The 23,094-nt window shown below is 64.4% G+C and carries 15 protein-coding genes, 6 tRNA genes and 1 pseudogene; 15 read left to right on the forward strand and 7 right to left on the reverse strand.

Annotation, left to right across the window (positions count from 1 at the left end; all coding sequences use genetic code 11):
• Positions 1-3 precede the first annotated feature (3 nt).
• The 4 genes from KHO41_RS07375 (at position 4) to KHO41_RS07390 (ending at position 4,883) form a co-directional block, all read left to right on the forward strand.
• Positions 4-1,056 carry a microcin C ABC transporter permease YejB gene (locus KHO41_RS07375; protein ID WP_211952632.1) on the forward strand — a complete coding sequence of 351 codons (1,053 nt, stop codon included), beginning with the start codon at positions 4-6 and terminating at the stop codon, positions 1,054-1,056.
• Positions 1,053-2,177, forward strand: coding sequence for an ABC transporter permease (locus KHO41_RS07380; protein WP_211952633.1), 1,125 nt, complete (start codon positions 1,053-1,055; stop codon positions 2,175-2,177). The genes KHO41_RS07375 and KHO41_RS07380 overlap by 4 nt, the downstream gene beginning before the upstream one ends.
• A gap of 32 nt (positions 2,178-2,209) precedes the next feature.
• Complete coding sequence (locus tag KHO41_RS07385) at positions 2,210-3,844, forward strand: ABC transporter ATP-binding protein (RefSeq protein ID WP_211952657.1); 1,635 nt, start codon at positions 2,210-2,212, stop codon at positions 3,842-3,844.
• Positions 3,845-4,196: 352 nt separating this feature from the next.
• The gene (locus KHO41_RS07390; RefSeq protein WP_211952634.1) at positions 4,197-4,883 is read left to right on the forward strand and encodes a C40 family peptidase; all 687 of its coding nucleotides are present in this window, start codon (positions 4,197-4,199) and stop codon (positions 4,881-4,883) included.
• Between the two features lie 68 nt (positions 4,884-4,951).
• On the opposite strand, the gene KHO41_RS07395 is transcribed toward KHO41_RS07390, so the two are convergent.
• Positions 4,952-5,887 (reverse strand): patatin-like phospholipase family protein, encoded by a 936-nt coding sequence (locus tag KHO41_RS07395; protein ID WP_211952635.1) that lies wholly within the window; start codon positions 5,885-5,887, stop codon positions 4,952-4,954.
• Between the two features lie 255 nt (positions 5,888-6,142).
• Here KHO41_RS07395 and gltX point away from each other — a divergent pair, with 255 nt between their 5' ends.
• From gltX to KHO41_RS07430, 7 genes are all read left to right on the forward strand, one after another.
• Entirely contained in the window at positions 6,143-7,549 is a 1,407-nt protein-coding gene (gene gltX, locus KHO41_RS07400) for a glutamate--tRNA ligase (protein ID WP_211952636.1), read from the forward strand.
• A gap of 266 nt (positions 7,550-7,815) precedes the next feature.
• A tRNA-Ala gene (locus KHO41_RS07405) sits at positions 7,816-7,891 on the forward strand.
• 63 nt (positions 7,892-7,954) lie between these two features.
• Positions 7,955-8,030, forward strand: a tRNA-Glu gene (locus tag KHO41_RS07410).
• Positions 8,031-8,098: 68 nt separating this feature from the next.
• Positions 8,099-8,175 (forward strand) — tRNA-Asp (locus KHO41_RS07415).
• A gap of 188 nt (positions 8,176-8,363) precedes the next feature.
• A tRNA-Ala gene (locus KHO41_RS07420) sits at positions 8,364-8,439 on the forward strand.
• Positions 8,440-8,547: 108 nt separating this feature from the next.
• Positions 8,548-8,623: transfer RNA gene (locus tag KHO41_RS07425), tRNA-Glu, on the forward strand.
• 68 nt (positions 8,624-8,691) lie between these two features.
• A tRNA-Asp gene (locus tag KHO41_RS07430) sits at positions 8,692-8,768 on the forward strand.
• A 137-nt stretch (positions 8,769-8,905) separates the two neighbouring features.
• Here KHO41_RS07430 and KHO41_RS07435 read toward each other — a convergent pair.
• From KHO41_RS07435 to trxA, 6 genes are all read right to left on the reverse strand, one after another.
• Complete coding sequence (locus KHO41_RS07435) at positions 8,906-10,258, reverse strand: MATE family efflux transporter (RefSeq protein ID WP_211952637.1); 1,353 nt, start codon at positions 10,256-10,258, stop codon at positions 8,906-8,908.
• 90 nt (positions 10,259-10,348) lie between these two features.
• On the reverse strand, positions 10,349-12,130 hold the full coding sequence (locus KHO41_RS07440; RefSeq protein ID WP_211952638.1) for an ArnT family glycosyltransferase: 1,782 nt from the start codon (positions 12,128-12,130) through the stop codon (positions 10,349-10,351).
• A 176-nt stretch (positions 12,131-12,306) separates the two neighbouring features.
• Positions 12,307-12,567 (reverse strand): type B 50S ribosomal protein L31, encoded by a 261-nt coding sequence (locus KHO41_RS07445; RefSeq protein WP_011298279.1) that lies wholly within the window; start codon positions 12,565-12,567, stop codon positions 12,307-12,309.
• A 174-nt stretch (positions 12,568-12,741) separates the two neighbouring features.
• On the reverse strand, positions 12,742-13,599 hold the full coding sequence (locus tag KHO41_RS07450) for a M90 family metallopeptidase (protein ID WP_211952639.1): 858 nt from the start codon (positions 13,597-13,599) through the stop codon (positions 12,742-12,744).
• A 95-nt stretch (positions 13,600-13,694) separates the two neighbouring features.
• The gene (rho, locus tag KHO41_RS07455; RefSeq protein WP_011298277.1) at positions 13,695-14,957 is read right to left on the reverse strand and encodes a transcription termination factor Rho; all 1,263 of its coding nucleotides are present in this window, start codon (positions 14,955-14,957) and stop codon (positions 13,695-13,697) included.
• 184 nt (positions 14,958-15,141) lie between these two features.
• Complete coding sequence (gene trxA / locus KHO41_RS07460) at positions 15,142-15,468, reverse strand: thioredoxin TrxA (RefSeq protein ID WP_010814265.1); 327 nt, start codon at positions 15,466-15,468, stop codon at positions 15,142-15,144.
• Positions 15,469-15,894: 426 nt separating this feature from the next.
• Between trxA and KHO41_RS07465 the strand changes: the two genes are divergently transcribed.
• From KHO41_RS07465 to KHO41_RS41180, 4 genes and pseudogenes are all read left to right on the forward strand, one after another.
• Positions 15,895-16,170, forward strand: a complete 276-nt coding sequence (locus KHO41_RS07465; RefSeq protein ID WP_011298276.1) for a hypothetical protein — start codon at positions 15,895-15,897, stop codon at positions 16,168-16,170.
• A 183-nt stretch (positions 16,171-16,353) separates the two neighbouring features.
• Positions 16,354-19,227, forward strand: a complete 2,874-nt coding sequence (locus KHO41_RS07470) for a PD-(D/E)XK nuclease family protein (RefSeq protein ID WP_211952640.1) — start codon at positions 16,354-16,356, stop codon at positions 19,225-19,227.
• Positions 19,224-22,805: a UvrD-helicase domain-containing protein gene (locus KHO41_RS07475; protein ID WP_211952641.1), complete on the forward strand. Its 3,582-nt coding sequence runs from the start codon at positions 19,224-19,226 to the stop codon at positions 22,803-22,805. Before KHO41_RS07470 ends, KHO41_RS07475 begins: the two co-directional genes overlap by 4 nt.
• Before the next feature lie 185 nt (positions 22,806-22,990).
• Positions 22,991-23,089: pseudogene (locus KHO41_RS41180) on the forward strand (PAAR domain-containing protein); the annotation flags it as partial.
• Positions 23,090-23,094 lie beyond the last annotated feature (5 nt).

The raw sequence follows: 23,094 nt of genomic DNA on the forward strand, positions 1-23,094 counted from the left end.
GCGATGCTTGCCTATCTGTTCAAGCGCATTTTGCTGATGATCCCGACGCTGATCGGCGTCATCACGCTGACCTTTGTCGTCATCCAGTTCGTGCCGGGTGGCCCCGTCGAGCAGATGATGCTGGAACTGAAGGGGCGTGGCGGCGGTGGCGGCGAAGCCAGCGGCGGAGGTGCCGAGTACCGTGGCCGGCGCGGCGTCGATCCCGAAAAGATCAAGGAAATCCAGGCGCTGTACGGCTTCGACAAGCCGCCGCTCGAACGCTACTTCCTGATGCTCAAGCGCTTTGCGCGCTTCGACCTTGGCCAGAGCTACTTCCAGCACCGCAGCGTGTGGGAGCTGGTCAGGTCCAAGCTTCCGGTTTCGGTCAGCCTCGGGCTATGGACGTTCTTCCTGACCTACCTGATATCGGTGCCACTCGGCATTTCGAAGGCAATCCGCGCGGGCAGCCGCTTCGACGTGGTCACCAGCATGATCGTGCTGGTCGGCTACGCGATTCCGGGCTTCGTGCTGGGCGTGCTGCTGCTCGTGCTGTTCGGCGGCGGCACCTTCGTGCAATGGTTCCCGCTGCGCGGCCTGACTTCCGACAACTGGGACCAGCTCTCGCTGATGGGCAAGGTCATGGACTACCTGTGGCACCTGGTGCTGCCGATCACTGCGTCGGTGGTGGGCAGCTTTGCCGTAGTGACCATGCTGACCAAGAACGCGTTCCTTGACGAGATCCGCCGGCAGTATGTACTGACGGCAAGGGCCAAGGGTTTGTCGGAGCGCCGCGTGCTGTGGAAGCACGTGTTCCGCAATGCGCTGATCCCGCTCGTGACGGGGTTTCCGGCTGCGTTCATCGGCGCGTTCTTCACGGGCTCGCTGCTGATCGAAACGCTGTTCTCGCTTGATGGCCTCGGGCTGTTGTCCTATGAAGCTGTACTGCGGCGCGACTATCCCGTCGTGCTCGGCACGCTCTACCTGTTCACGCTGATCGGCCTGGTGACCCGGCTGATTTCCGACGTTTGCTACGTGCTGGTCGACCCGCGCATCCACTTCGAGGCCCTGCACAAATGAAAGTCCTCTCGCAATCGGTGCCGAACGGCCTGCCGCATTCGCCGTCCCCGCGCCAGCGGGCGTGGCAGCGTTTCCGGCGCAATCGCCTGGGCTACTGGAGCCTGATCCTGTTCGTCGCGATCTTCGTGCTCAGCCTGTGCGCGGAAGTCCTGTCGAGCAATCGCCCGCTCGTGGTGCGGTACAAGGACGCGTGGTATTTCCCGATCGTCAAGGTCTATCCGGAAACCGCGTTCGACGGTGATTTCGCTACGCCTGCGGATTACCTGGATCCGTATATCCGCGACCGCATCACTACCAATGGCAATTTCGCGGTATTCCCGCTGAACCACTATTCGTACGATTCGCTCAATTACTTCGCCAAGGAGCCGAACCCGGCGCCGCCGTCGGCCGAGAACTGGCTCGGCACCGACGATCGCGGCCGCGACGTGCTCGCGCGCCTGATCTATGGTTTCCGCGTGTCGGTGCTGTTCGGGCTTGCGCTTACGCTGATCGGCGTGGTCATCGGTACCCTGACTGGCGCGCTGATGGGCTTCTTCGGTGGGCGGTTCGACCTGTTCTCGCAGCGGGCCATCGAGATCTGGAGTTCCATGCCCGAGCTGTACCTGCTGATCATCTTTGCCTCGATCTTCGAGCCGAGCCTGGCGCTGCTGATTATCCTGCTGTCGCTGTTCGGGTGGATGGGCCTGTCGGACTACGTACGCGCGGAGTTCTACCGCAATCGTTCGCTCGACTATGTCAAGGCGGCACGGGCGCTGGGTTTGTCGAACGTACAGATCATGTGGCGCCATATCCTGCCCAACAGCCTGACGCCGGTCATCACCTTCCTGCCGTTCCGCATGAGTGCGGCGATTCTCGCGCTGACCAGCCTGGACTTCCTGGGCCTGGGCGTGCCGCCGACCACGCCGAGTCTCGGCGAGCTGCTGGCGCAGGGGAAGGGTAATCTCGATGCGTGGTGGATTTCGCTGTCGACCTTCACGGTGCTCGTGGTCACCTTGCTGTTGCTGACGTTCATGGGCGACGCGCTGCGTGATGCGTTCGATACGCGTCTGGGCCTGGCCGCGCTGCGCGGCCGCGTGGCGCCGAAAGTGCCGGCCGGCGCGCCGGCAGGGGTGACGCCATGAACGTGGTGCCGAAGCTGCGCGAAGCAGAGGCCATGCCGCTGGAGCCGACGCCGTCCCCGGCGCCAGGCAGTACGCTCATCTGTGTGGACAAGCTGTCGGTGACGTTTGGTCACGGCGACGACGCTACCCGTGCCGTGCGCGAGGTCAGTTTCGACCTGCGTGCCGGCGAGCGCTATGCGCTGGTGGGCGAGTCGGGTTCCGGCAAGACGGTCACCGCGCTGGCCATGTTGCGGCTCGTCGAGGATGCTACCTACCAGGGTGCGATCCGGTTCGAGGGCCGCAACCTGCTGGACGTATCGGACCGTGACATGCGCGCCATCCGCGGTGCGGAGATCGCCATGATCTTCCAGGAGCCGATGACCGCGCTGAATCCGCTGTACACGATCGGCAACCAGATCGTCGAAACGCTGGCGCTCCACGAAGGGCTCGACCGGCGCGCAGCGCGTGAACGCGCGATTGCATTGCTGGAACGCACCGGTATCAGCGATGCGGCGCACCGCTTCGACAGTTTCCCGCACCAGCTTTCCGGCGGCCAGCGCCAGCGCGCGATGATCGCCATGGCGCTGGCCTGCCGCCCGAAGCTGCTGCTCGCGGACGAACCGACCACCGCGCTCGACGTCACCATCCGCGCGCAGATCGTGGACCTGTTGCGCGACCTCCAGGCCGAATTCGGCATGGCGGTGATGCTGATCACCCACGACCTGAACCTCGTGCGTTCGTTCGCGCAGCGTGTCGGGGTCATGGAGAAGGGTGTGCTGGTCGAGACCGGCGAGACCGCGCAGGTGTTCGCATCGCCGCAGCATCCGTATACTCGCAAGCTGATCGACAGCCGTCCGCGGCGCGAGGTGCTGCCGCTGGTGCCGCTGGCGCCTACGCTGCTGGAGGCGCGCGGCCTGTGCGTCAACTACGCGCGCAAGCGCAAGGGCATGGCAGGGTGGTTCGGCAAGGATCAGTTCGCCGCGGTAAAGGATGTCGATTTTCAGCTGCGCGAGGGCGAAACCATCGGCATCGTCGGCGAATCGGGCTCCGGCAAGACCACGCTGGCTCATACCGTGCTGGCGCTGCAGCGCAAGAGCGCGGGCACGATCCATTTCCTGGGTCGTAGCTTCGACGACGCCACGAGCAAGGACCGCTGCAAGTTGCGCGCGCGCATGCAGGTGGTGTTCCAGGATCCGTTCGGGTCGCTGTCGCCGCGCATGACAATCGAGCAGATCGTTGGGGAGGGGCTGGCGCTGCACCAGCCGGACCTGAAGCACGACGCCATGCGCGAGCGTGTCATCGAAGCGCTGCGCGAAGTCGGGCTGGACCGGACCGCGCTAGGCCGCTATCCGCACGAATTCTCGGGCGGGCAGCGGCAGCGCATCGCGATCGCGCGGGTACTCATACTCAAGCCGCAGATCCTGGTGCTCGACGAGCCCACCTCGGCGCTCGATGTCTCGATCCAGCAGCAGGTGCTCGGCCTTCTTTCCCAGTTGCAGCACAAGTACAACCTCAGCTACCTGTTCATCAGCCACGATCTGGCGGTCATCCGTGCGATGGCCCATCGGGTCATCGTCATGAAGGCCGGCGAGGTGGTAGAGGCGGGGGAGACCGAGGCCGTTCTCGGCGCGCCGCAACATCCTTATACGCGCAAGCTGATGGCCGCTGCCCAGATTGGTGCAGTCTGAATCCATTGCCGTGCAGCAAGGCGCCGCCTTCGGGCGGCGTCACGCATTTGTCATGCAAAAAACGATAATCCAGATGCGAAAATTGAAGTAGGTCATTGATTGCAAAGCGCTTTCCGTCGAATTTGTAACGAACTTTGACAGACGGGTGACAAGCCTATACCATCCCGCGAGGACTATTTTTTGGGGTGGTCGCTCGTCCGCTTTGCGGCGAGACCTGCACGGTTTCCGTGCTCATATGACCGGCGCGCTTCTTGCGTACGGTTATCCCCGCAATGATTCAGGCATCACCATCCGCGCCGCGGTATTCGTCCGGCGTGATGGGGATGATTCGAACGATTCATCAGGAGAACCAATGCAGCGATCGGTACTTCATTCCCTGGCACGCGTTGCCGCAGGGATTGCCATTGCCTGCGGTGCGACTGTGTCGAATGGAGTGCTGGCGGATACGGTCTTCAAGGACCCCGATGCCCGCATCGACGCTTCGGCCCAACTGGGCGCGGACACGCATGTGGAAGGCAAGCGCGGCTTGCTGTCGTCGGTCGTGACTTCCACCAGCAACGTCGCCAGCAAGGCTGGCGACCTGGTCATGAACGCGCTTGGCCTGATCGGCGTGCGTTACCGCTTCGGCGGCAACAGCCCCGAATCCGGCCTGGACTGCAGCGGCTTTGTCCGCTACGTGTTCCATGACACTTTCGGCTTCATGCTGCCGCGCCGTTCCGTCGAAATCAGCCAGGTCGGCACCAACGTGGCCGCCAGCGACCTGCGCCCGGGCGATCTGGTGTTTTTCAACACCATGCGCCAGACGTTTTCGCACGTCGGCATCTATATCGGCGACAACAAGTTCGTGCATGCCCCGTCCACGGGCAGCAAGATCCGCGTCGACGACATGCGCGCCGCCTATTGGGTGACGCGCTACAACGGCGCGCGCCGCATCGACGACAACCAGTCGTCGAACCGTGGTGACAGCCTTGGCAACATGGTCGAGACCCTCAAGCGATTCGACCCGAACGCGAGCACGCGCACGCTGTACGGCGGCTGATCGTCAGTCATGCGCCAAAAGAAAAGGACTGCCAAGGCAGTCCTTTTTTGTCTTGTGCGGCAGGCCGGCTATTGCGCCGCCACGGTGCCGGCTGGCCGCAGCCGGGCCTGTTCCAGCTTCTGGCGCAAGGTTGCCATCATCGCCGCCGTGGCCTGTTCTCCCGCCAGTACGGCGCGGTTGCGGGAGTTGAAATCGCTGCCGCCCATGTCCGGCAGTTCAGGGCGGATGACCACGTCCGCACGCGCGAGCGCCATCTTGTTGATCGACTGCCCCATGATGGTCGTGGTCTGCAGCAGCACGCCGCTCTGGCCGCCATTCTTCTGGCTGGACGGGTCTGCCGAGATGTTGACGGCGATGACGAAATCGGCGCCCATGCTGCGCGCCGAATCGACCGGCACGGGCTCGACCAGGCCGCCGTCCACATAATCGCGGCCCTGGATGGAAACCGGCTGGAACACGCCTGGTACGCTGCTGGACGCACGTACGGCCTGCCCGGTATTGCCGCGTCGGAACAGGATGCGCTCCCCGGTCTTGAGATCGGTTGCCACGATGCCTAGCGGCAGCTTCATCGCCTCGATCGGACGGTTCGAAACCAGCCGGTTCACGTAGTTCTGCAGGGCCTCTCCCTTTAGCCAGCCGCCGAAGCGGGTCCCGAAGGGCAGGGCCCAGTCGGCGATGGCGGCTTCATCCATCGTCAGGGCGAGCTTGTTGAGCTCGAAGCCGCTCATGCCGGTGGCATAGAGTGCCGCGACTACCGAGCCGGCGCTGGTGCCCGTGACCAGGTCCGGGTGGATGCCCTGTGCTTCGAGCGCCTTGATTACGCCGATATGGGCAAAGCCACGCGCGGCACCGCCACCGAGCGCCAGGCCGATCTTGATGGGTCGCGGTGCTGGCTGCGTGGCCACCGGGTTGGCAGGCTCAACGGGTGTGGAAGGGCGCGGGCCAAACGAACACGCGGAGAGCAGGGCGACAGCGGAGGCGCCGAGAAAATGACGTCGTTGCATGAATCGGGTGCCAGTGGGTAAGCAGAGGCGGGCGGAATCTGAAATGTGACTTGATCGGCTCAGCGATGAAAAATTTCCGCGCCGGCCGTTCCTGTGACCGCCCGAAGCATAAATGATTCCGTTCGGGATGGTGGCGGGTCAACTGGCCACCATCCTGGCGGGCGGGGGTCGGCGGCTTCGCTTGCTATAATGCAGCACCGACATATTCCAGCCTGCGCGCGTCCGCGCGGGCTTTTTTGTTTGTTCCCGACCGCCATGACCCAACGCGTCCGCACCCGCTTCGCGCCGAGCCCGACCGGCTTTATCCACCTCGGCAATATCCGATCCGCGCTTTATCCGTGGGCGTTCGCCCGCCGCATGAAGGGCGATTTCGTGCTGCGCATCGAAGATACCGATGTCGAGCGTTCCTCGCAGGAAGCCGTCGACGTGATCCTCGAAGGCATGGAATGGCTGGGCCTGGATATTGACGAAGGCCCGTTCTACCAGATGCAGCGCATGGACCGCTACCGCGAGGTGCTGGCCCAGATGGTCGACAGCGGGCTGGCCTATCCGTGCTATATGAGCACGGAAGAACTGGACGCCCTGCGCGAAGCCCAGCGCGAGCGCGGCGAAAAGCCGCGTTACAACGGCTTCTGGCGCCCGGAGCCGGGCAAGGTATTGCCGGAGCCGCCGGCCGGCGTGAAGCCGGTGCTGCGTTTCCGCAATCCGCTTGACGGCAGCGTAGTCTGGGACGACGCGGTCAAGGGCCGTATCGAGATCTCGAACGAGGAGTTGGACGACCTGGTCATTGCGCGGCCGGACGGCACGCCCACCTACAACTTCTGCGTGGTGGTCGACGATCTTGACATGAAGATCACGCACGTGATCCGTGGTGACGACCACGTCAACAATACGCCGCGTCAGATCAATATCATCCGCGCGCTTGGCGGCACGCAACCCGTCTACGCGCACTTGCCCACGGTGCTCAACGAGAGTGGCGAGAAGATGAGCAAGCGCCATGGCGCCATGAGCGTGACCGGCTATCGCGACGAAGGTTATCTGCCGGAGGCCGTGGTGAACTATCTGGCCCGGCTGGGCTGGGCGCACGGCGACGCGGAAATCTTCAGCCGCGAGCAGTTCGTCGAGTGGTTCGACCTTGAGCACCTGGGCAAGTCGCCGGCGCAGTACAACCCCGAGAAGCTCGCCTGGCTGAACAATCACTACATCAAGACCGGCGACAACGCGCGTCTGGCTGAGCTTACGCGTCCGTTCATCGAAGCGCTTGGCGGCACGGTGGAGGGCGCAGACCTGGTCGGCGTGATCGCGCTGGTCAAGGACCGGGCCAACACGCTCAAGGAAGTCGCGCAGACGGCACTGCTGTTCTACCGCGGCGAGCCGCAGGCCGATGCTGCACTGAAGGCCGAGCACCTGACGCCGGAAATCCAGCCGGCACTCAAGGCGCTGGCGACCCAGCTGGCGGCATTGCCCGAGTGGAAGCGCGAGGCCATCGGCGCCACGTTCAAGGCGGTGCTGGCCGAGTTCGGGCTGAAGATGCCGAAGCTGGCCATGCCGGTGCGCCTGCTGGTGGCCGGCCAGCTCCAGACACCAAGCATCGACGCGGTGCTCGAGCTGTTCGGCCGGGAAACCGTGCTGCGCCGTATCGGCGCGGGTGTCGAGGCATAAAAAGCTGCGAAAAACTCCTGGCAGGGGCTTGCGCTCTGGCTAGGAGTTCGCCATAATCTCGTTCTCCCTGCAGCGCGGTCATGACCAAGCGGGCGGATCTGGAAAGATCTTGGGCCGAGAGGCCAAAATCTGCGAAAGCAGCAAGAAAAAAGACAGATTAGGAGCTTGCAAAAAATCGAGGTTGATATATAATCTCGGCTTCGCTTGAAACGGTGGATTATCTCCGGTGCGGCGAATCAGCAAGTTGCAGTAAATGGCAGTACCATGGGGCTATAGCTCAGCTGGGAGAGCGCTTGCATGGCATGCAAGAGGTCAGCGGTTCGATCCCGCTTAGCTCCACCAAGTTTTAGGGATTATCTGTAGTTTGGATGGTTCCAGACGGAACGTGTTGAAAGACAAGTTTCTGTCCCCTTCGTCTAGAGGCCTAGGACATCACCCTTTCACGGTGAGTACAGGGGTTCGAATCCCCTAGGGGACGCCATAACATCGGGCGTAATCAAATGCCTGAATATGCTGCGTCGAGCGAAGCTCGATGTAGCAGCCGACTAAGGAGTGGTAGTTCAGTCGGTTAGAATACCGGCCTGTCACGCCGGGGGTCGCGGGTTCGAGTCCCGTCCACTCCGCCAAAACTAAACCCACATGGTTAATGCCATGTGGGTTTTTTCTTATAAGTGAGAGGATTATCTGATAATCACCGCGATGGCAAATAACTGTTGCGGTTTATATCGAAGCTGTATATAATCCTTTTATTCGCTGAACACGGTGTTAATGCCGAAGACGGTGAAATGCAGTAGCGAAGTAAATGCTGTAATACGGGGCTATAGCTCAGCTGGGAGAGCGCTTGCATGGCATGCAAGAGGTCAGCGGTTCGATCCCGCTTAGCTCCACCAGAATTCAGGAGGCATCGCAGTAAAAAAGATGCTTCCAAAGCGCAGAGAAGTTTGTTAGAATAACGGACTAATCAGCGCGAGACGGAACGTGTTGAAAGACAAGTTTCTGTCCCCTTCGTCTAGAGGCCTAGGACATCACCCTTTCACGGTGAGTACAGGGGTTCGAATCCCCTAGGGGACGCCATAACATCGGGCGTAATCAAATGCCTGAATATGCTGCGTCGAGCGAAGCTCGATGTAGCAGCCGACTAAGGAGTGGTAGTTCAGTCGGTTAGAATACCGGCCTGTCACGCCGGGGGTCGCGGGTTCGAGTCCCGTCCACTCCGCCAAAACTAAACCCACATGGTTAATGCCATGTGGGTTTTTTCTTTTGTACCTGGCTCAATATCAAGTACCGGACCAGTGCCAGTAGCGCGGGCCATTCACTCTCCATCCGGGCAGAGAGCTAATACCCACCCATTAATGCTCAGTGCCGTTCCGCTGCACTGATGCGCATGAAATACCGCACCAGGAAAAAGCCGGCCACTGCCAGGCTCGCACTGTTGGCGATCCAGAAGCCGGAGGCGCCGCGCGTGAACGGGGGCAGGGCATCGATCAGGCCGAATCCCAGCACATAACCGCCGCCAATCCCGATGCCCCATAACGAACCGGCGTAGATCAGCGTCGGGATCAGCGCAATCTTGTAAGCGCGCAGGATAAACGCCGTCATGACCTGGACGGCATCGAAGGCCTGATAGAAGGCGATAAACAGCACCAGCGGCAGTGCCGCGGCCACTACTGCGGCATCCTTCGTATAGGCGTGCAGCATAGGCTCGCGCAGCAGCCATAGCAGGCAGCCGGTCAGCATGGCCAGGATTGCTGCCAGGCAGATGCCGCGCCAAGCAAGGCGGCTGGCGCCAGCCATGTCGCGCGCGCCAATCGACTGGGCGACCAGCGTCGAGGTGGCGATGGCCAGCGAAAGCGGCAGCATGTAGGCCACGGCACCCAGGTTGGCGATGATCTGGTGTCCGGCAAGCATGACGGTGCCCATGCGCGTGATAAAAATGGACATCAGCGTGAACGATGTGATCTCGATCAAGTAGGTCAGCCCCATCGGCACGCCTAGCCGCAGTAGCGCCCGCAACTGCGCGGCCACTGGCCAGCTCCAGGCCGAGAAAATCTTCAGGGACCGATAGACCGCGCTGTAGCGCAGGATCAGCAGCCCCGCAATGCACCAGGTCCAGCTGATCAGTGTCGAAGCGAGCGCGCAGCCGGGGCCGCCCATGGCGGGCACGCCAAAGCCACCGTTGATGAACCACGCATTGAGCGGCACTTTCAGGGCCAGGCCGACGATTTGCAGCATCGTCACCATGACCGGGCGCGACAACGCATTGTTGAGCGCCGAATAGATGCGGAAGCCGAGCGCGGCGGGCAAGCCGAACGCGCCGATATGCAGATACTGGCTCGCCTTGCCGACCAATTCCGGTGGCGCCTTGGCGAAGGCCAGCAGCGGCTCCGGGAAGGTGAGCAGCAGTACGCCGGGGACGGACAGCGCCAACCCGAGCCAGGCGGCTTGCCGGACTTCGCTTCCGATCTCCTCGCTGCGTCCCGCGCCATAGAGCTGGCCGGCAATCGGCGCTAGCGCCTGCAGGACGCCCATCAGGCTGATATAGACGGTGATATAGATTGAACCGCCGAGGCCGACCGCTGCGAGGTCGCTGGCCGACGCGCGGCCGGCCATGACGGTGTCCATGACGCCGAACGCAATGACGGCTAGCTGGCCAACCAAAACTGGCGCGGCAAGATGGGCGATGCGCCGCAGATCGTGGAGCAGGTTCATGCCGGATTCATACAAGCGCGAGAGAGCGCGTAAGTCAGCCGGCAGTGGCGGCGCGGCCGCCAGCCATGCCGCCGGCAGGAAGGTTCAGGGTTACTGGGGCAGACGGCGCCGCGGCAGTTCAGGGCGTGCGTGCGTGGCGTGCGAAGTATCGACCAGGCGATACATGCGGAAACGCTCGTCACGGTCGGCCGGGCGACGGCCTTCCCATATCAGCCGCCATTCGAAATGCGAGATCTTGCTCGGCTCGCCGTAGTCGGCGCTGTCGTGCCGCAGCAAGATGTCGCAGCCATCATCCGGACCGCCGAAGCGGAAATGCCCAAAGTAGGCGAACGACGCGAGCTGCGCATTGCCCATGCGGATCGGCTGCACGCACTGATAGGTGGAGGGCAGCGCCATGGACGCCGCTTCGACGACATCACGGTAAGTCTTGCCGTAATTGATCGACGGTAGCCACAGGGTCATGGCCATGACCCACATCAGCGTGGTGCCGGCCGCGGAAATCACCACGGGGCGCCAGATCTGCTTGGGCGCGCGTGACAGGCGCCAGCGCACCACCAGCACCCATGCCACCGTCGCCAGCAGCGCGAAGATGACCGCAGAAAGCGTGAAGTGATGCTGGAAGCCGGGCAACTGTCGGAACACGTTGCGCGCGATGCGCGGCGGCCAACCTGTCGTCTTGGCAATCCAGAGGAACCACACCGTGCCGCCGAAAATGGTGAAGAACAGCAGGGCGAACCAGTCGATCGCGTTGATCACGCCTCGTGCGAGCGTCGGCAGCGCAAATGCGCCGAGGATCGCCATCGGCGGCAGCAGCAGGATGAACTGCACATCGCTGGCGTTGGTCTGCAAGAACAGCAGTACCAGCGTCGGCAACAATAATGCGAGCGGCAGCGCCACATGCGGCGCGCGGCGCATGCCGGCCCAGGCAACCCAGGCCCAGCCTGCGATCGGCCAGACCGGCCACGCATACAGGAACAGGTTGCGCATGTTGAAGCCGAAGGTCTGCATGTTCGGCGCGCCGTAGCTGCGGCGATCATAGCGTGCCCACTCGCGGATGTAGGTCACCGCTTCGGTCCGGTCCGCCGCGCTGAAATAGGCCGCCGCCAGCCACGCCGCGACGATCACGAGCGCCATGGGCAGGCCAATCGCGGCCAGGCGCCGCCAGGACAGCGGGGCGCAGATCGCTGCACAGACTGCAGCCGCAAGCAGCAGGGCCAGCGGCAGGATTGGTCCGCTGGCGAGCGTCAGGGCACCGAGGCCAACGCCGAACAACAGGCTGCCCTGCACGGGCATGTCCAGGCTGCGCACCAGTCCGTACAGGATCATCGCGATCAGAGCGACCTGGCCAACTTGCGCGGTCGTTTCATGGCCGCGGACGGCCAGGCCGACACAGGCCAGGAACACGAGCAGCGCACCGTCGGCGAGCGTGCGGCCATAGTCGCGCGCGCTGGGTTGCCCGCCGAACGCATAGGCGAACGGCTGGACTTCGTCACGGCGTCCGAGCAGGTAGGTCGTGTACCAGATGAAGGCGCAGGTGGCAAAGAAGCACAACGCCGTGGCCAGGCGCGACGCATCGGGGGCGCCGAGCCAGCCACCGAACAGGCGGATCATGGTGGCGCCGATCCAGAACACTAGCGGCCCGTCTTCGGTGAACGGGCGCCCGGCGATGTTCGGCATCAACCAGTCATGCACGCCGCCCGTGGCCAGTTGCCACATCACGCCGAAACCGGCCGCATCTTCGTTCTTCCACGGGTCGCGGTCGAACAGGCCGGTCAGCCCGTAGATCAGACAGATGGCCAGCAGCAGGGCGCGCGGCAGCGCACCGGTTGCGGCGGCAGTCAACTGGACGGGGGAAGTCTTGGCTTCACGCATCGGCGGATCGGGTCAGCAGTGCGGCGACGGCCGCTGCCGCAAGCGAAACGGCGGCGCAATTGTCATGACGGAGGGAAAAATGCAAAGAGGCAGCCGCGGCTGCCTCTTTTGCTGGTTTGCATGGTACCGGAACATCTGTCCCCGGGCACCACGCAAACGGAAGTTCGCCGGAGCGATTACTTCGCAACCTTGCCCAGCTTGCTGCCGAACTTCTGGCGGAACTTCTCGACGCGGCCGGCCGTGTCCATGATCTTCTGGGTGCCGGTGTAGAACGGGTGCGATTCCGACGAGACTTCGATCTTGGCCAGCGGGTATTCCTTGCCGTCCTTCACGATCGTGTCCTTGGTCTGGATGGTCGAACGCGTAATGAAGCTGAAGTCGCAGGACATGTCCTGGAACACGACTTCGCGGTAATTCGGGTGGATGCCTTCTTTCATGGTGATTCCTTACTGGTTGGGTAGCCAGTCCGTTGCGCGCTGCCGGCACAATGCCGCGGCGGCCAACGAACCACTTGCCGATTACGGGCAAACCGGAATTATGGCAGAAAAACAATAGCTTGGGGAAGCGCAACCGCAATTTGCGGCGGACCGTCTCCTGCCCGTCGGCGCTGGTTACGCCGAGGTGCCAGCCGGATCCTGCCGGAAGAAAGTTGCCAGGCATTGGTATACCACCGGCCAGTGGCGCTTCAGGCCCACGGGCTCGACAAAAAATGCTTCAGCCGTCACGGCAAAGAACTCGCTGGGCGCCTCGCAGCCGTAGGGATCAATCAGACGCAGTTTCGGTGGCAAGCGCTCGGGATGCTCCCAGGCGTCGGCCGGATGCTGGTCCCAGGTCTCGGCGAAGCGATCGTATTCGGTCAGGAACGTCTCGGCCCATGCTTCGGCGTCGACGCCGGGGTGCAGCACGCGCGAGAACGGTGGCACGCCGTCCGGCTCGCCGTCGAGCATGTCCAGCTTGTGCGCGAATTCGTGGATGACAACGTTGTACGTGTCTGCGGGAACGTCGTGCTCGGTATCGAGCCCTCCGCCCGGGGAATCGACGTCGGGCCAGGACAGGATGACCGGGCCGTGTTCCCAGGCCTCGCCGCTCGCCTCTTCGACGATGCCATGCACGAGACCGATCTCGTCTTCCACCGTACGCCGGATGATGAATTCGCCCGGATACAGCACGATGCCACGCCAGCCGCGATACCACTCGATGCCAAGCCGGAGGATGGGAACGCATGCCTGGACGGCGACACTGACGACCATAGCGTCGCTCAGCGGCAGATCGTGCGCGGTCGAGTATTCCTTTTCGGCGATGAAGAGCGTGGCGAGTTCGCGCAGCGCACGCAGGTCATCTTCCGGGTAGCGTTGGACGAACGGCAGTGCCGACACCGTGTGGTCCCACAGCGCATCGGGAATCGCGTAGTGCTCCAGCTTGCGGGCTTTCGAGCGGGTGCGCAGGAATTGGGTCAGTTTGCCGAGCATGGTGCGAGGGGCAACGTTGCCGCGGGCAACACGACAATAAACAAAAAGGCGTGCCGCGGCACGCCTTTTGTTCGCAGGGCGAAGATGCCGAAGGCTTAGCCGCCTCTGCGCATCATATCGAAAAACTCTGCGTTGTTCTTCGTCGCCTTCATCTTGTCCAGGATGAATTCCATCGCCTGCACTTCGTCCATGTCCGAGATGAACTTGCGCAGGATCCAGATCTTCTGGAGGATGTCCGGCTTGATCAGCAGTTCTTCGCGGCGCGTGCTGGACTTGTTCAGGTTGATCGACGGGTAGACACGCTTTTCCGCCAGGCGGCGTTCCAGGTGCACTTCCATATTGCCGGTGCCCTTGAACTCTTCGTAGATCACGTCGTCCATGCGGCTGCCGGTTTCGATCAGCGCGGTGGCGATGATGGTCAGCGAACCGCCTTCTTCCAGGTTACGCGCGGCACCGAAGAAACGCTTCGGGCGTTGCAGCGCGTTGGCGTCGACACCACCGGTCAGCACCTTGCCCGAGGCCGGCACCACGGTGTTGTAGGCGCGGGCGAGACGCGTAATCGAGTCCAGCAGGATCACCACGTCGCGCTTCAGTTCGACCAGGCGCTTGGCCTTCTCGATCACCATTTCGGCGACCTGGACGTGGCGGATGGCCGGTTCGTCGAACGTGGAGGCGACCACTTCGCCGCGCACCGAGCGCTGCATTTCGGTCACTTCTTCCGGGCGTTCGTCGATCAGCAGCACGAACAGGTCGGCTTCCGGATGATTGTTGGCAATGGCGTGCGCAATATGCTGCAGCATCACGGTCTTGCCGGACTTCGGCGAGGCCACCAGCAGCGCGCGCTGGCCGCGGCCGATCGGCGCGATCATGTCGATGATGCGGCCGGTGATGTTTTCTTCCGCCTTGATATCGCGTTCGAGCTGGAGCGGCCGGTTCGGATGCAACGGCGTCAGGTTCTCGAACATGATGCGGTTCTTGACCGCTTCAGGCGGGTTGCCGTTGACCTTGTCGACCTTGACCAGTGCGAAGTAGCGCTCGCCGTCTTTCGGCGTGCGGACTTCACCTTCGATCGAATCACCGGTATGCAGGTTGAAGCGGCGGATCTGCGACGGGCTGATATAGATATCGTCCGTGCTGGCCAGGTACGAGGTTTCCGGCGAGCGCAGGAAACCGAAACCGTCTGGCAGAACTTCCAGGGTGCCGTCTCCGTAGATGGTTTCGCCCATCTTGGCGCGCTTCTTCAGGATCGCAAACATCAGTTCCTGTTTGCGCATCCGCTGTGCGTTGTCGATCTCGAGCGTTGCCGCCATTTCGAGAAGCGCAGACACGTGAAGCGATTTGAGTTCTGTCAGGTGCATAGACAAGGGGTACAGAAGGCCCGGACGGGCGAGACCTAGAGGGAAGGGGGAAGAAATGAGCGAACGCTCGGGGAAGTTGTTGGTGGCATCTTAGCACAATCCGACCGGCGCGCCAGGACGTGGCGCACGCACATCGGATCGTGGGAAACCCGGAGCCCGTGTCAGGGCTCCGGCAGGCAAACGCTTACAGGTTGCCGTCGAGGAACGCCGTCAGTTGCGACTTGGACAGTGCGCCGACCTTCTGGGCCGCGACCGCGCCGTTCTTGAACAGGATCAGCGTCGGGATGCCGCGGATGCCGAACTTGGCCGGCACTTGCTGGTTCTCATCGACGTTGATCTTGGCGATCTGCAGCTTGTCGCCATAGTCCTTGGCCACTTCATCCAGAATCGGGGCGATCATCTTGCACGGGCCGCACCATTCCGCCCAGAAGTCGAGCAGGACCGGCTTGTCGGACTGGAGGACGTCGGCATCGAACGAGGCGTCGCTCACATACTTGATTTGTTCACTCATGGCGGAAAACCTCTGGTTTCGCTCAGTTTGTCAATGGCTGGGAATGGCCGAACCGTTACCTTACACGAGAATCCCCGGATTCGCCTGACGGCACTCCGGCGGGATTCGGCAGGGCCTCGGTCGCCTCTGTTTCGCGGATATGGTACCAGTTTGCGGATTTTCAAGCGTCCATCCGCAAAGAGCCTAAAACCCTTCCGGAAAATCGTCGGCGTGGAGATATTCTGCCTTGAATCCCCGATTTGCATGAATGCTTGTTTCAATGGCGCCAAGAGATTTCGTCAATCATTCATGTGAGGCGCCCCTCACATTGCGGCGGGCAGCCAGCGCCCGGATTTGCCCGCATAAGTGCCTGATGCGCGGACCGGGCGCGTAGAATGGAAGGGCAGCACTTCCTGCGCGCCATGCGCCATCGACAAGGCCATCGACATGACTCCCGATTCCCGCAAGCCCACAGAGCCCGACGCCGGACAACCGTCCCCGGATGTGGAACACCTGAGCGACGCGCTGGATCACATCAGCAGCGCGGTCGAGACCAACAGTATTGCCAGCGGCGCGGCCAAGGGGCTGGTGTACAGCATCATCGAGACCCTGGGCACGCTGGTCGGTGATCCGGATCTGCCTGAGCACGCGCGCTCCGGCTACGAAGGCCTGCTGGAAACCGCTCGCGAAATCCGGGCGCGGATCGAAGGCGGCCCGCACTGAGCTAAGCCAGCGCGCGCCCCCGACCGCGCATTGCGCGGATTCCCGTCGAGACCCCGCCGCCGGCATTCGCCGCGGCGCGTGGACCATTGCGCTTTTGTTGTTTTTGCTATTGCCGTTGCTTTCTCTTTCGTTGTTGTATCCCTTTTTCCCACGCAGTCCGCGTAACCCGCGGCAGGTGCGCCCATGACGCCACTGCGCTTTCGTCCCGGACCGGATTTCCTCGATCAGGCAGCTGCGGCTGCCTGGTTTTTCCTCGACCGTTGCGGTGCGCCCGAAGCCGGCGCGCACGTGATCGTGCCAACGGCGGCGCAGATTCCCGGCGTGCGCATGGCGCTCGATGCCGCGGCGCGCGCCGCCGGCCAGCCGCGGCTGCTGCCGCGCGTGCTGACGCTCGGCCACTGGCTGCTCGACCTGCCGCCTGAAGGCGCGCCGGTGCGCAGTCATGCCGCGAGATTGCTGGCCGTGCAGCAGGCCGTGCGCGCGCAGGACTGGCTCAGGCGATCGTTTGGCGCACAGACGGAATCTGCCGCTTGGGGCCTCGCGCAGACGCTGCTGTCGATCTGCGATGAACTCAATACGCGCTGGCTCGAGGATGTCGCCGTCAGCGACGGCGAAGCCATGGACGGCACTGACCGCGCGGCGCTGCTGCAGGGCGCGCTCGAACGGACCTATGCGCACCTGTCCGAGCGGATGCTGGGCGAGGAGTCGCGCATCGTGCTCGCGTTCTGGCAGGCGCTGTCGGGTCCCGACGATCCGCTGCCGTCGCGCCGGCGTGCGCTGCGCCGGCTCGCGCAGCAACTGTCGGGGCCGGTCGTTTGGATTGGCCCGACGCCGCCGACGCCGATCGAGGGTGCCTTTTTGCGCGATGCCGCCGAGCTTGTGCCGGTGCTGGAGATCGGCTACGACTGGTCAGGCGCCGGCGATGCCCAAGCGCCGGGCTGGTATGACACGCTGGTTTCACTCTGGCCCGAGGCACGGATCGCCGACGACGACGCCGCCCCGGCAGTCGCTCCGGCCTTGCCTGCATTGCCCGAAGCGCGGCCGGCGATCCGCGTCATCGGTACCGCCCGTTTCGAGGATGAAGCGGCCGCCGCGGCGGACCAGCTCGTGCAATGGCTCAACGCCGGGCGCCGCAATATCGCGCTGGTCGCGCACGACCGCGTCGTGGCCAGGCGCGTGCGTGCGTTGCTCGCGCGCGCCGGTGCACCGGTGCGGGACGAGACCGGCTGGAAATTGTCCACCACGCGCGCGGCAGCGGCACTGATGCGCTGGTTCGACCTGCTCGTGCGCGATGGCGACACCGCCGTGCTGCTCGACTTGCTGAAAAGTCCGTTCTGCCTGCCCGATTTCGCGGACCGCGGTGCCGCCATCGCGCTGATCGAGCGCCAGGTGCGGCGCGACAATGTCAGTGGCGGATGGGACCGGCTGCGCCATTTGCCGCGCCCATTGCCCGCTGCGTTGGCTGACGCCGATGCTTCCGACTTGGAAGTCCAGCGCGCCGAGGCGGTGCGCCGCAGTGCGGGCGAGCTGCTCGCCGCGCTTGCCGACGAGGCAGCACGTTGGCCGCGCGGCCTTGCGCAGCATCCGTTGTCGATGTGGCTTGGCTGCCTGGACGGAATGCTCGACGCGCTCGGCATGCGGGCCGCGCTGGCAGCCGATGAAGCCGGCCGGCAATTGCTCGATGCACTCGCGCGCTTGCAGGACTTGCCCTCGGATGAAACCAGCTCGCACGCCACGCTGAGCCAGGCCGAGTTCCGCGCGATGCTGTCGGCCTTGCTGGAGTCCGTCGCATACAAGGAGCCATCGGCGGCCAGCACGGCGCGCATCACCATTCTGCCGCTGAACGGCGCGCGCATGCGCCGGTTCGACGGCGTGGTGGTGGTGGGCTGCGACGACGCGCAACTGCCGTCGAGCGCTGCGGAACTGATGTTCTTCTCCAACCAGATGCGCCGCGAACTGCAGCTCGAGGACCGCGAAGCGCGCTTTGCGCAGCAGGCACGGGACCTCGCCGAAGTGCTGCTCAACAACGACGACGTGGTGCTGACCTGGCAGCGCCTGGGCGGCCGCGGCGAGCCCAAGCACGTATCCGGCTGGATCGAGCGGCTGTCCGCTTGCTGCGCGCGCGCTGGCGTCGCCATTGAAGCCAGCATGGCGCCGCTCGTTCATCAGACCTTTGCCGAAACGCAAGGCATGCCCGCACCCGCTGCACCCGAACTGGTGCCGGCACGCTGGAGCGCGCAGGCCTACAACATGCTGCGGCGCTGCCCCTATCAATTCTTCGCCGGCCGCATGCTGGGCCTGGCCGGGCTCGACGCTGTCAGCGACGACCTCGAGAAGCGCGATATCGGCGAGTTGCTGCACCGCGTGCTGCTGCGCTACCACCGCGAACTGCTGGCGCGCCGTGAACGCGGTGAAACGGTCCCCGAAGCGGAGCGGCTCGACAGATTGCGCGAAATCTCGGACGAAGTGTTCGGCGCGCTGATGGCCGAGGACGGCAATGCCATCGGCTACTACCGGCGCTGGTGTGAAGTCCTGCCGTCCTACGTGACCTGGCAGACCGAGCGCGAAGCGCAGGGATGGTTCTGGCGCGGCGGCGAAATCGATGCCGGCGTGGACCTGCCCATGCCGGATGGCAAGCCGATCCGACTGAACGGCCGCATCGACCGGCTCGACCAGGGGCCGGATGGCGCGCATGCCGTGCTTGACTACAAGACGCAGAGCGCGACGCGCCTCAAGCGCAAGACCAGCGAGGTCGAGGAAGACTGCCAGCTGCCGTTCTATGGCCTGCTGCGTGCCGATGCGGTAGGCGGAAGTTGGGTGGCGCTGGAGGGCGCGCGTGACGGCGCTGCCGGCCCGCAGCGCGAAGTCGACCTGCCAGACTTCGACGCCGCTGTCGCGTGGCTCGAGCGGCAACTGCGCGACGACGTCATGCGCCTGCGCGAAGGCGCGCGGCTGCCGGCGTTTGGCGACGCCTCCGCGTGTACGTATTGCAGTGCCCGCGGGCTGTGCCGCAAGGGCTTCTGGGAATCCACCGCCGTGCCGGCGCTGACAACATGACAGTTCACGCCTACCTGCGCGACGGCCAGTCCGTCAGCGAGGCCGATTTCACGCGCGCCGCCTGCGATCCCGCCAGTTCCGTCGTGGTCGAAGCCTGCGCCGGCAGCGGCAAGACCTGGTTGCTGGTGGCGCGCCTGGTGCGCTTGCTGCTGGCCGGCGCCGCCCCGCACGAAATCCTGGCGATTACGTTCACGCGCAAGGCCGCCGAGGAAATGCGCGAACGCCTGCTGGAGGTGCTGGCGCAACTGGCACGCGACACCGACGAGGCCGTGATCGAAGCGCTGGTCATGCGCGGCATGACCGCGCAGGCTGCCCATGAAGCGCTGCCGCGCGCGCGACGCCTGCACGCGCAGGTGCTGGCCGCACCGGGCCGCATGGCTATCGACACGTTCCACGGCTGGTTCGGCACGCTGCTGCGCGGCGCGCCGCTCGCGTCGGGCGTTGTGCCGGGTGCATCGTTGCGCGAAGACGCGCTGCGCATGAGGCGCGAAGCCTGGGCGCCGGTCTGGCGCTCACTGGCGACGCCGAAGTACGCGGAACTACGCCAGGCGTATGAAGCGCTGGTCGATGCGGTTGGCGAATTCCAGGCGCGCGGGTTGCTCGATGCGATGTTCCACGCGCGCAGCGAATGGTGGGCCATGCGCGAAGGCGGCGATCCGGCCCAGGCGCTGGCCGAGTGCCTCGGCGAAGATGCACAGGGCGACGTGCTCGTGCAGGCCTTGTGCGATGAAGCCTTGCTCGAGCGTTGCCAGTCGCTGGCATCGCGCCTCGGCACGGCTGGCAGGACGGAGCAGACCCATGCGGGCCGCATCCAGGATGCGCTGATTGCTATCGGCGCGTGGCGCGAAGCCGACGCGGTGTCCGGCAAGCCGTGCGAGCAGGCGTTTGCACTGCTGCGCGCGGCGTTCTTCACGGCCGCAGGCAGTGCGCGCTCGCTGCGCCGGACCAGTGCGCTGGTCAAGTCGGCCGGCGGGGAATCGCAGGCGGAAGCACTGCTGGCCGAGCACGGAGAACTGTGCGCGATGCTCGAAGAGATCAGCGCCCGGCGCTGCGAAGCCGTGGTGCTGGCGGTCAACCTGGCGCTTTACCGTCTCGGCAATGCGCTGCTGGAACGCTACCAGCAGTACAAGAGCGAGCAGCGCGCGATGGACTTCGCCGACCTCGAATGGCAGGCGGCCTGCCTGATGGCCGACGAGGAGACCGCCACCTATCTGCAGGTGCGTCTCGACGCGCGCTACCGCCATCTGCTGCTCGACGAGTTCCAGGACACCAACCCGCTGCAGTGGCGCATCCTGCAAGGCTGGCTGGCCGGCTATGCGGGGTTGGGGGAGCGCCCGACGGTGTTCCTAGTGGGCGACCCGAAGCAGTCGATCTATCGCTTCCGCCGTGCCGACGCGCGCCTGTTTGGCGCCGCCAGCACCATGCTGCAGGCCGAGTTCGGCGCCACGGTACTGCGCACCAACCGCACCCGGCGGAACCGCGCGGAGGTGCTCGCGTGGGTCAACGCCGTGTTTGACTTGGCGCGTGCCGACGGGCGATATCCGCTCTACGAAACGCAGACCACGGCGCTGCCGGAAGGGGGCGGTCCGGTCTGGTTGCTTCCTCTCGTGGAAGCCGAGGACAAGGCGGATGAGGCGCTCGAATCGTCGGACGACGCAGCATCCGAAGCAGGCCATCGTGACACGCTGCTGCAACCGCGGCGGCAGGAGGGCGACTCGCTGCGCCTCGAGGAAGGCCGCCGCGTCGCGGCATGGCTGCGGCACATCCATGACACGGTCCCTGTGCACGAAGGCGGCGAACAGCGGCCCGCGCGTTGGAGCGACATGCACTTGCTGGTCCGGCGCAAGACCCATCTGGCCGACTACGAGCGTGCGTTGCGCGAGGCCGGCATTCCGTGCCTGAGCCCGCGCCGTGGCGGGTTGCTGGCTACGCTGGAGGCGCTCGACCTGTCGGCGCTGCTTGCGTTCCTGATGACGCCCGAGTCGGACCTGGATCTCGCCCACGTGCTCAAGAGCCCGCTGGTCGGCGCCACGGACGATGACCTGATCGCACTATCGCAGCTGGAAGGTGAGGGCGGCTGGTGGGCGCGCATCGAGACGGGCGGTGTCCCGCCATCTTGCTCCGACGCGGTACGCGATGGCGTGGCGCGGCTGCGACACTGGCTGCGGCTTGCGCCGCACCAGCCCGTGCACGACCTGATCGACCAGATCTTCCACGGCGGTGAAGTGCGGCGGCGCTATGCCGAGGCCGCGCCGCCCGATATCCGCGAGCAGGTACTGGCGAACCTGGATGCCTTCCTGAAGCTGTCGCTCGATCTCGACGGCGGCCGCTATCCGAGCCTGCCGAAATTCATCGACGAGTTGCAGGAGATCCGCCGCGGCGACGAGCAGGAAAGCCCGGACGAAGGCGGCATGGCCGAAGATGCCGAGCCCGCTGACGAAGATCCCGCGCAGGCCGGACTCGATGCCGTGCACATCCTCACCGTGCATGCCGCCAAGGGGCTGGAGGCGCCGTTCGTCGTGCTGCTGGACGCGAACCATAGTGATCCCGCGCCGGATCGGGGCGGCATCCTGATCGACTGGTCGCCGGAATCGCGCGTGCCGCGGCATTTTTCCGCGTATGGCAAGCGCAGCGAGCGCGGGCTGGCCCGCGCGCCGCTGTTCGAAGCCGAGGCCGCGCTGGGCGAGCGCGAGAACTGGAATCTGCTTTACGTGGCGATGACGCGGGCCCAGCAAGGTCTGCTGGTCAGCGGGGTCAAGGGGCGCGCCAGCCGCAATGCCGATGGCGAGGCCGGTAGCGAGATCTCGGGGAGCTGGTATGCCAGGCTGCAGGCAGCCGGCGTGGGCGAGGCGGTAGCCGATCGTCCGCCCGTGGAACCGGACACGCTGCCAGCGGTGTCGCGCCTGACCGAGTCCGTGCGCTTCACGGACTTCCGGTTGCGTTATCGCGATGCGGCCGACGTGGTGGCGTTTGCCGATGATGCGGACGATATGGGTGATCCGTTGCTCGAAGCATCGGGCGACGAGACCGAGGGCATCGTCTTCAATGCCGCCGCGGCGCGTCACGGGGAACTGATCCACGCGTTGCTGGAGCGGATTACGCGCTATCCGGACGCGTTCGATGCCGTGCCGGACGTCGAGACCGTGCTGCGCTGGTTTCCGCTTGCGGGGGCTGGCTCGCCGGGTGCGAAGCAGGCATGGCAGGTCCAGATCGAAGAGGCGGTGGGCGCGGTGCGTGCGATGCTATCGGCCGAGGCGCTGTCGCCGCTGCTGCAGGCTTCCGATGCCATGTCCGCGCGCAATGAGGTCGAACTGTACGATGGCCGCGGCCGCCTGCTGCGTATCGACCGGCTGGTCGAGTTTGACGACAGGGTCGTCATCATCGACTACAAGCTGCGTTTGCTGCCGCAAGAGCATGCCGCTTATCGCGCCCAGCTCATGCGCTACGTGGCGGCCGTGACGCCGATGTTCCGCGGCAAGCGCGTGGATGCCGGCGTGGCCACGGCGGATGGCGAATGGATTCCCGTTGAAGCGTTGTCCGTGCCGGCGGCTCAGCCGGTGCAGGGATCGTTGTTCTGATGACTTGCGGGCCGAGTCAGCTCGCTAGATTGCCCCAGATGTTGCAAGTCGTGGCTGGTCTGTAGCGACCAGGTGGTATGTATGCCTCTTCTCAGGCTGGTTTGGGCGCAAACATGAGGCGGAACTATCTGAAGAAGGGCGACAGATCAACAATGGGCGGTGTCGTGGTCGAAGGCATTCGGTCCATGACCCACCACGGAACCGAATTGACTTTTCTCGGTGCAAGGGTTTCCTGTCCCGCTTGCGGAACAACGGGAGTCATCATTCCGAAGGGGCCGCGATGGCCCGA

It is taken from the genome of Cupriavidus numazuensis, from assembly GCF_905397435.1.
Classification (GTDB): Bacteria; Pseudomonadota; Gammaproteobacteria; order Burkholderiales; family Burkholderiaceae; genus Cupriavidus; species Cupriavidus numazuensis.

Excerpts from the sequence above, each read along its gene's own strand:
- KHO41_RS07375 (WP_211952632.1), top strand. The coding sequence starts at position 4 with ATGCTTGCCTATCTGTTCAAGCGCATTTTGCTGATGATCCCGACGCTG.
- KHO41_RS07380 (WP_211952633.1), top strand. The coding sequence starts at position 1,053 with ATGAAAGTCCTCTCGCAATCGGTGCCGAACGGCCTGCCGCATTCGCCG.
- KHO41_RS07385 (WP_211952657.1), top strand. The coding sequence starts at position 2,210 with ATGCCGCTGGAGCCGACGCCGTCCCCGGCGCCAGGCAGTACGCTCATC.
- KHO41_RS07390 (WP_211952634.1), top strand. The coding sequence starts at position 4,197 with ATGCAGCGATCGGTACTTCATTCCCTGGCACGCGTTGCCGCAGGGATT.
- KHO41_RS07395 (WP_211952635.1), bottom strand. The coding sequence starts at position 5,887 with ATGCAACGACGTCATTTTCTCGGCGCCTCCGCTGTCGCCCTGCTCTCC.
- gltX (WP_211952636.1), top strand. The coding sequence starts at position 6,143 with ATGACCCAACGCGTCCGCACCCGCTTCGCGCCGAGCCCGACCGGCTTT.
- KHO41_RS07435 (WP_211952637.1), bottom strand. The coding sequence starts at position 10,258 with ATGAACCTGCTCCACGATCTGCGGCGCATCGCCCATCTTGCCGCGCCA.
- KHO41_RS07440 (WP_211952638.1), bottom strand. The coding sequence starts at position 12,130 with ATGCGTGAAGCCAAGACTTCCCCCGTCCAGTTGACTGCCGCCGCAACC.
- KHO41_RS07445 (WP_011298279.1), bottom strand. The coding sequence starts at position 12,567 with ATGAAAGAAGGCATCCACCCGAATTACCGCGAAGTCGTGTTCCAGGAC.
- KHO41_RS07450 (WP_211952639.1), bottom strand. The coding sequence starts at position 13,599 with ATGCTCGGCAAACTGACCCAATTCCTGCGCACCCGCTCGAAAGCCCGC.
- rho (WP_011298277.1), bottom strand. The coding sequence starts at position 14,957 with ATGCACCTGACAGAACTCAAATCGCTTCACGTGTCTGCGCTTCTCGAA.
- trxA (WP_010814265.1), bottom strand. The coding sequence starts at position 15,468 with ATGAGTGAACAAATCAAGTATGTGAGCGACGCCTCGTTCGATGCCGAC.
- KHO41_RS07465 (WP_011298276.1), top strand. The coding sequence starts at position 15,895 with ATGACTCCCGATTCCCGCAAGCCCACAGAGCCCGACGCCGGACAACCG.
- KHO41_RS07470 (WP_211952640.1), top strand. The coding sequence starts at position 16,354 with ATGACGCCACTGCGCTTTCGTCCCGGACCGGATTTCCTCGATCAGGCA.
- KHO41_RS07475 (WP_211952641.1), top strand. The coding sequence starts at position 19,224 with ATGACAGTTCACGCCTACCTGCGCGACGGCCAGTCCGTCAGCGAGGCC.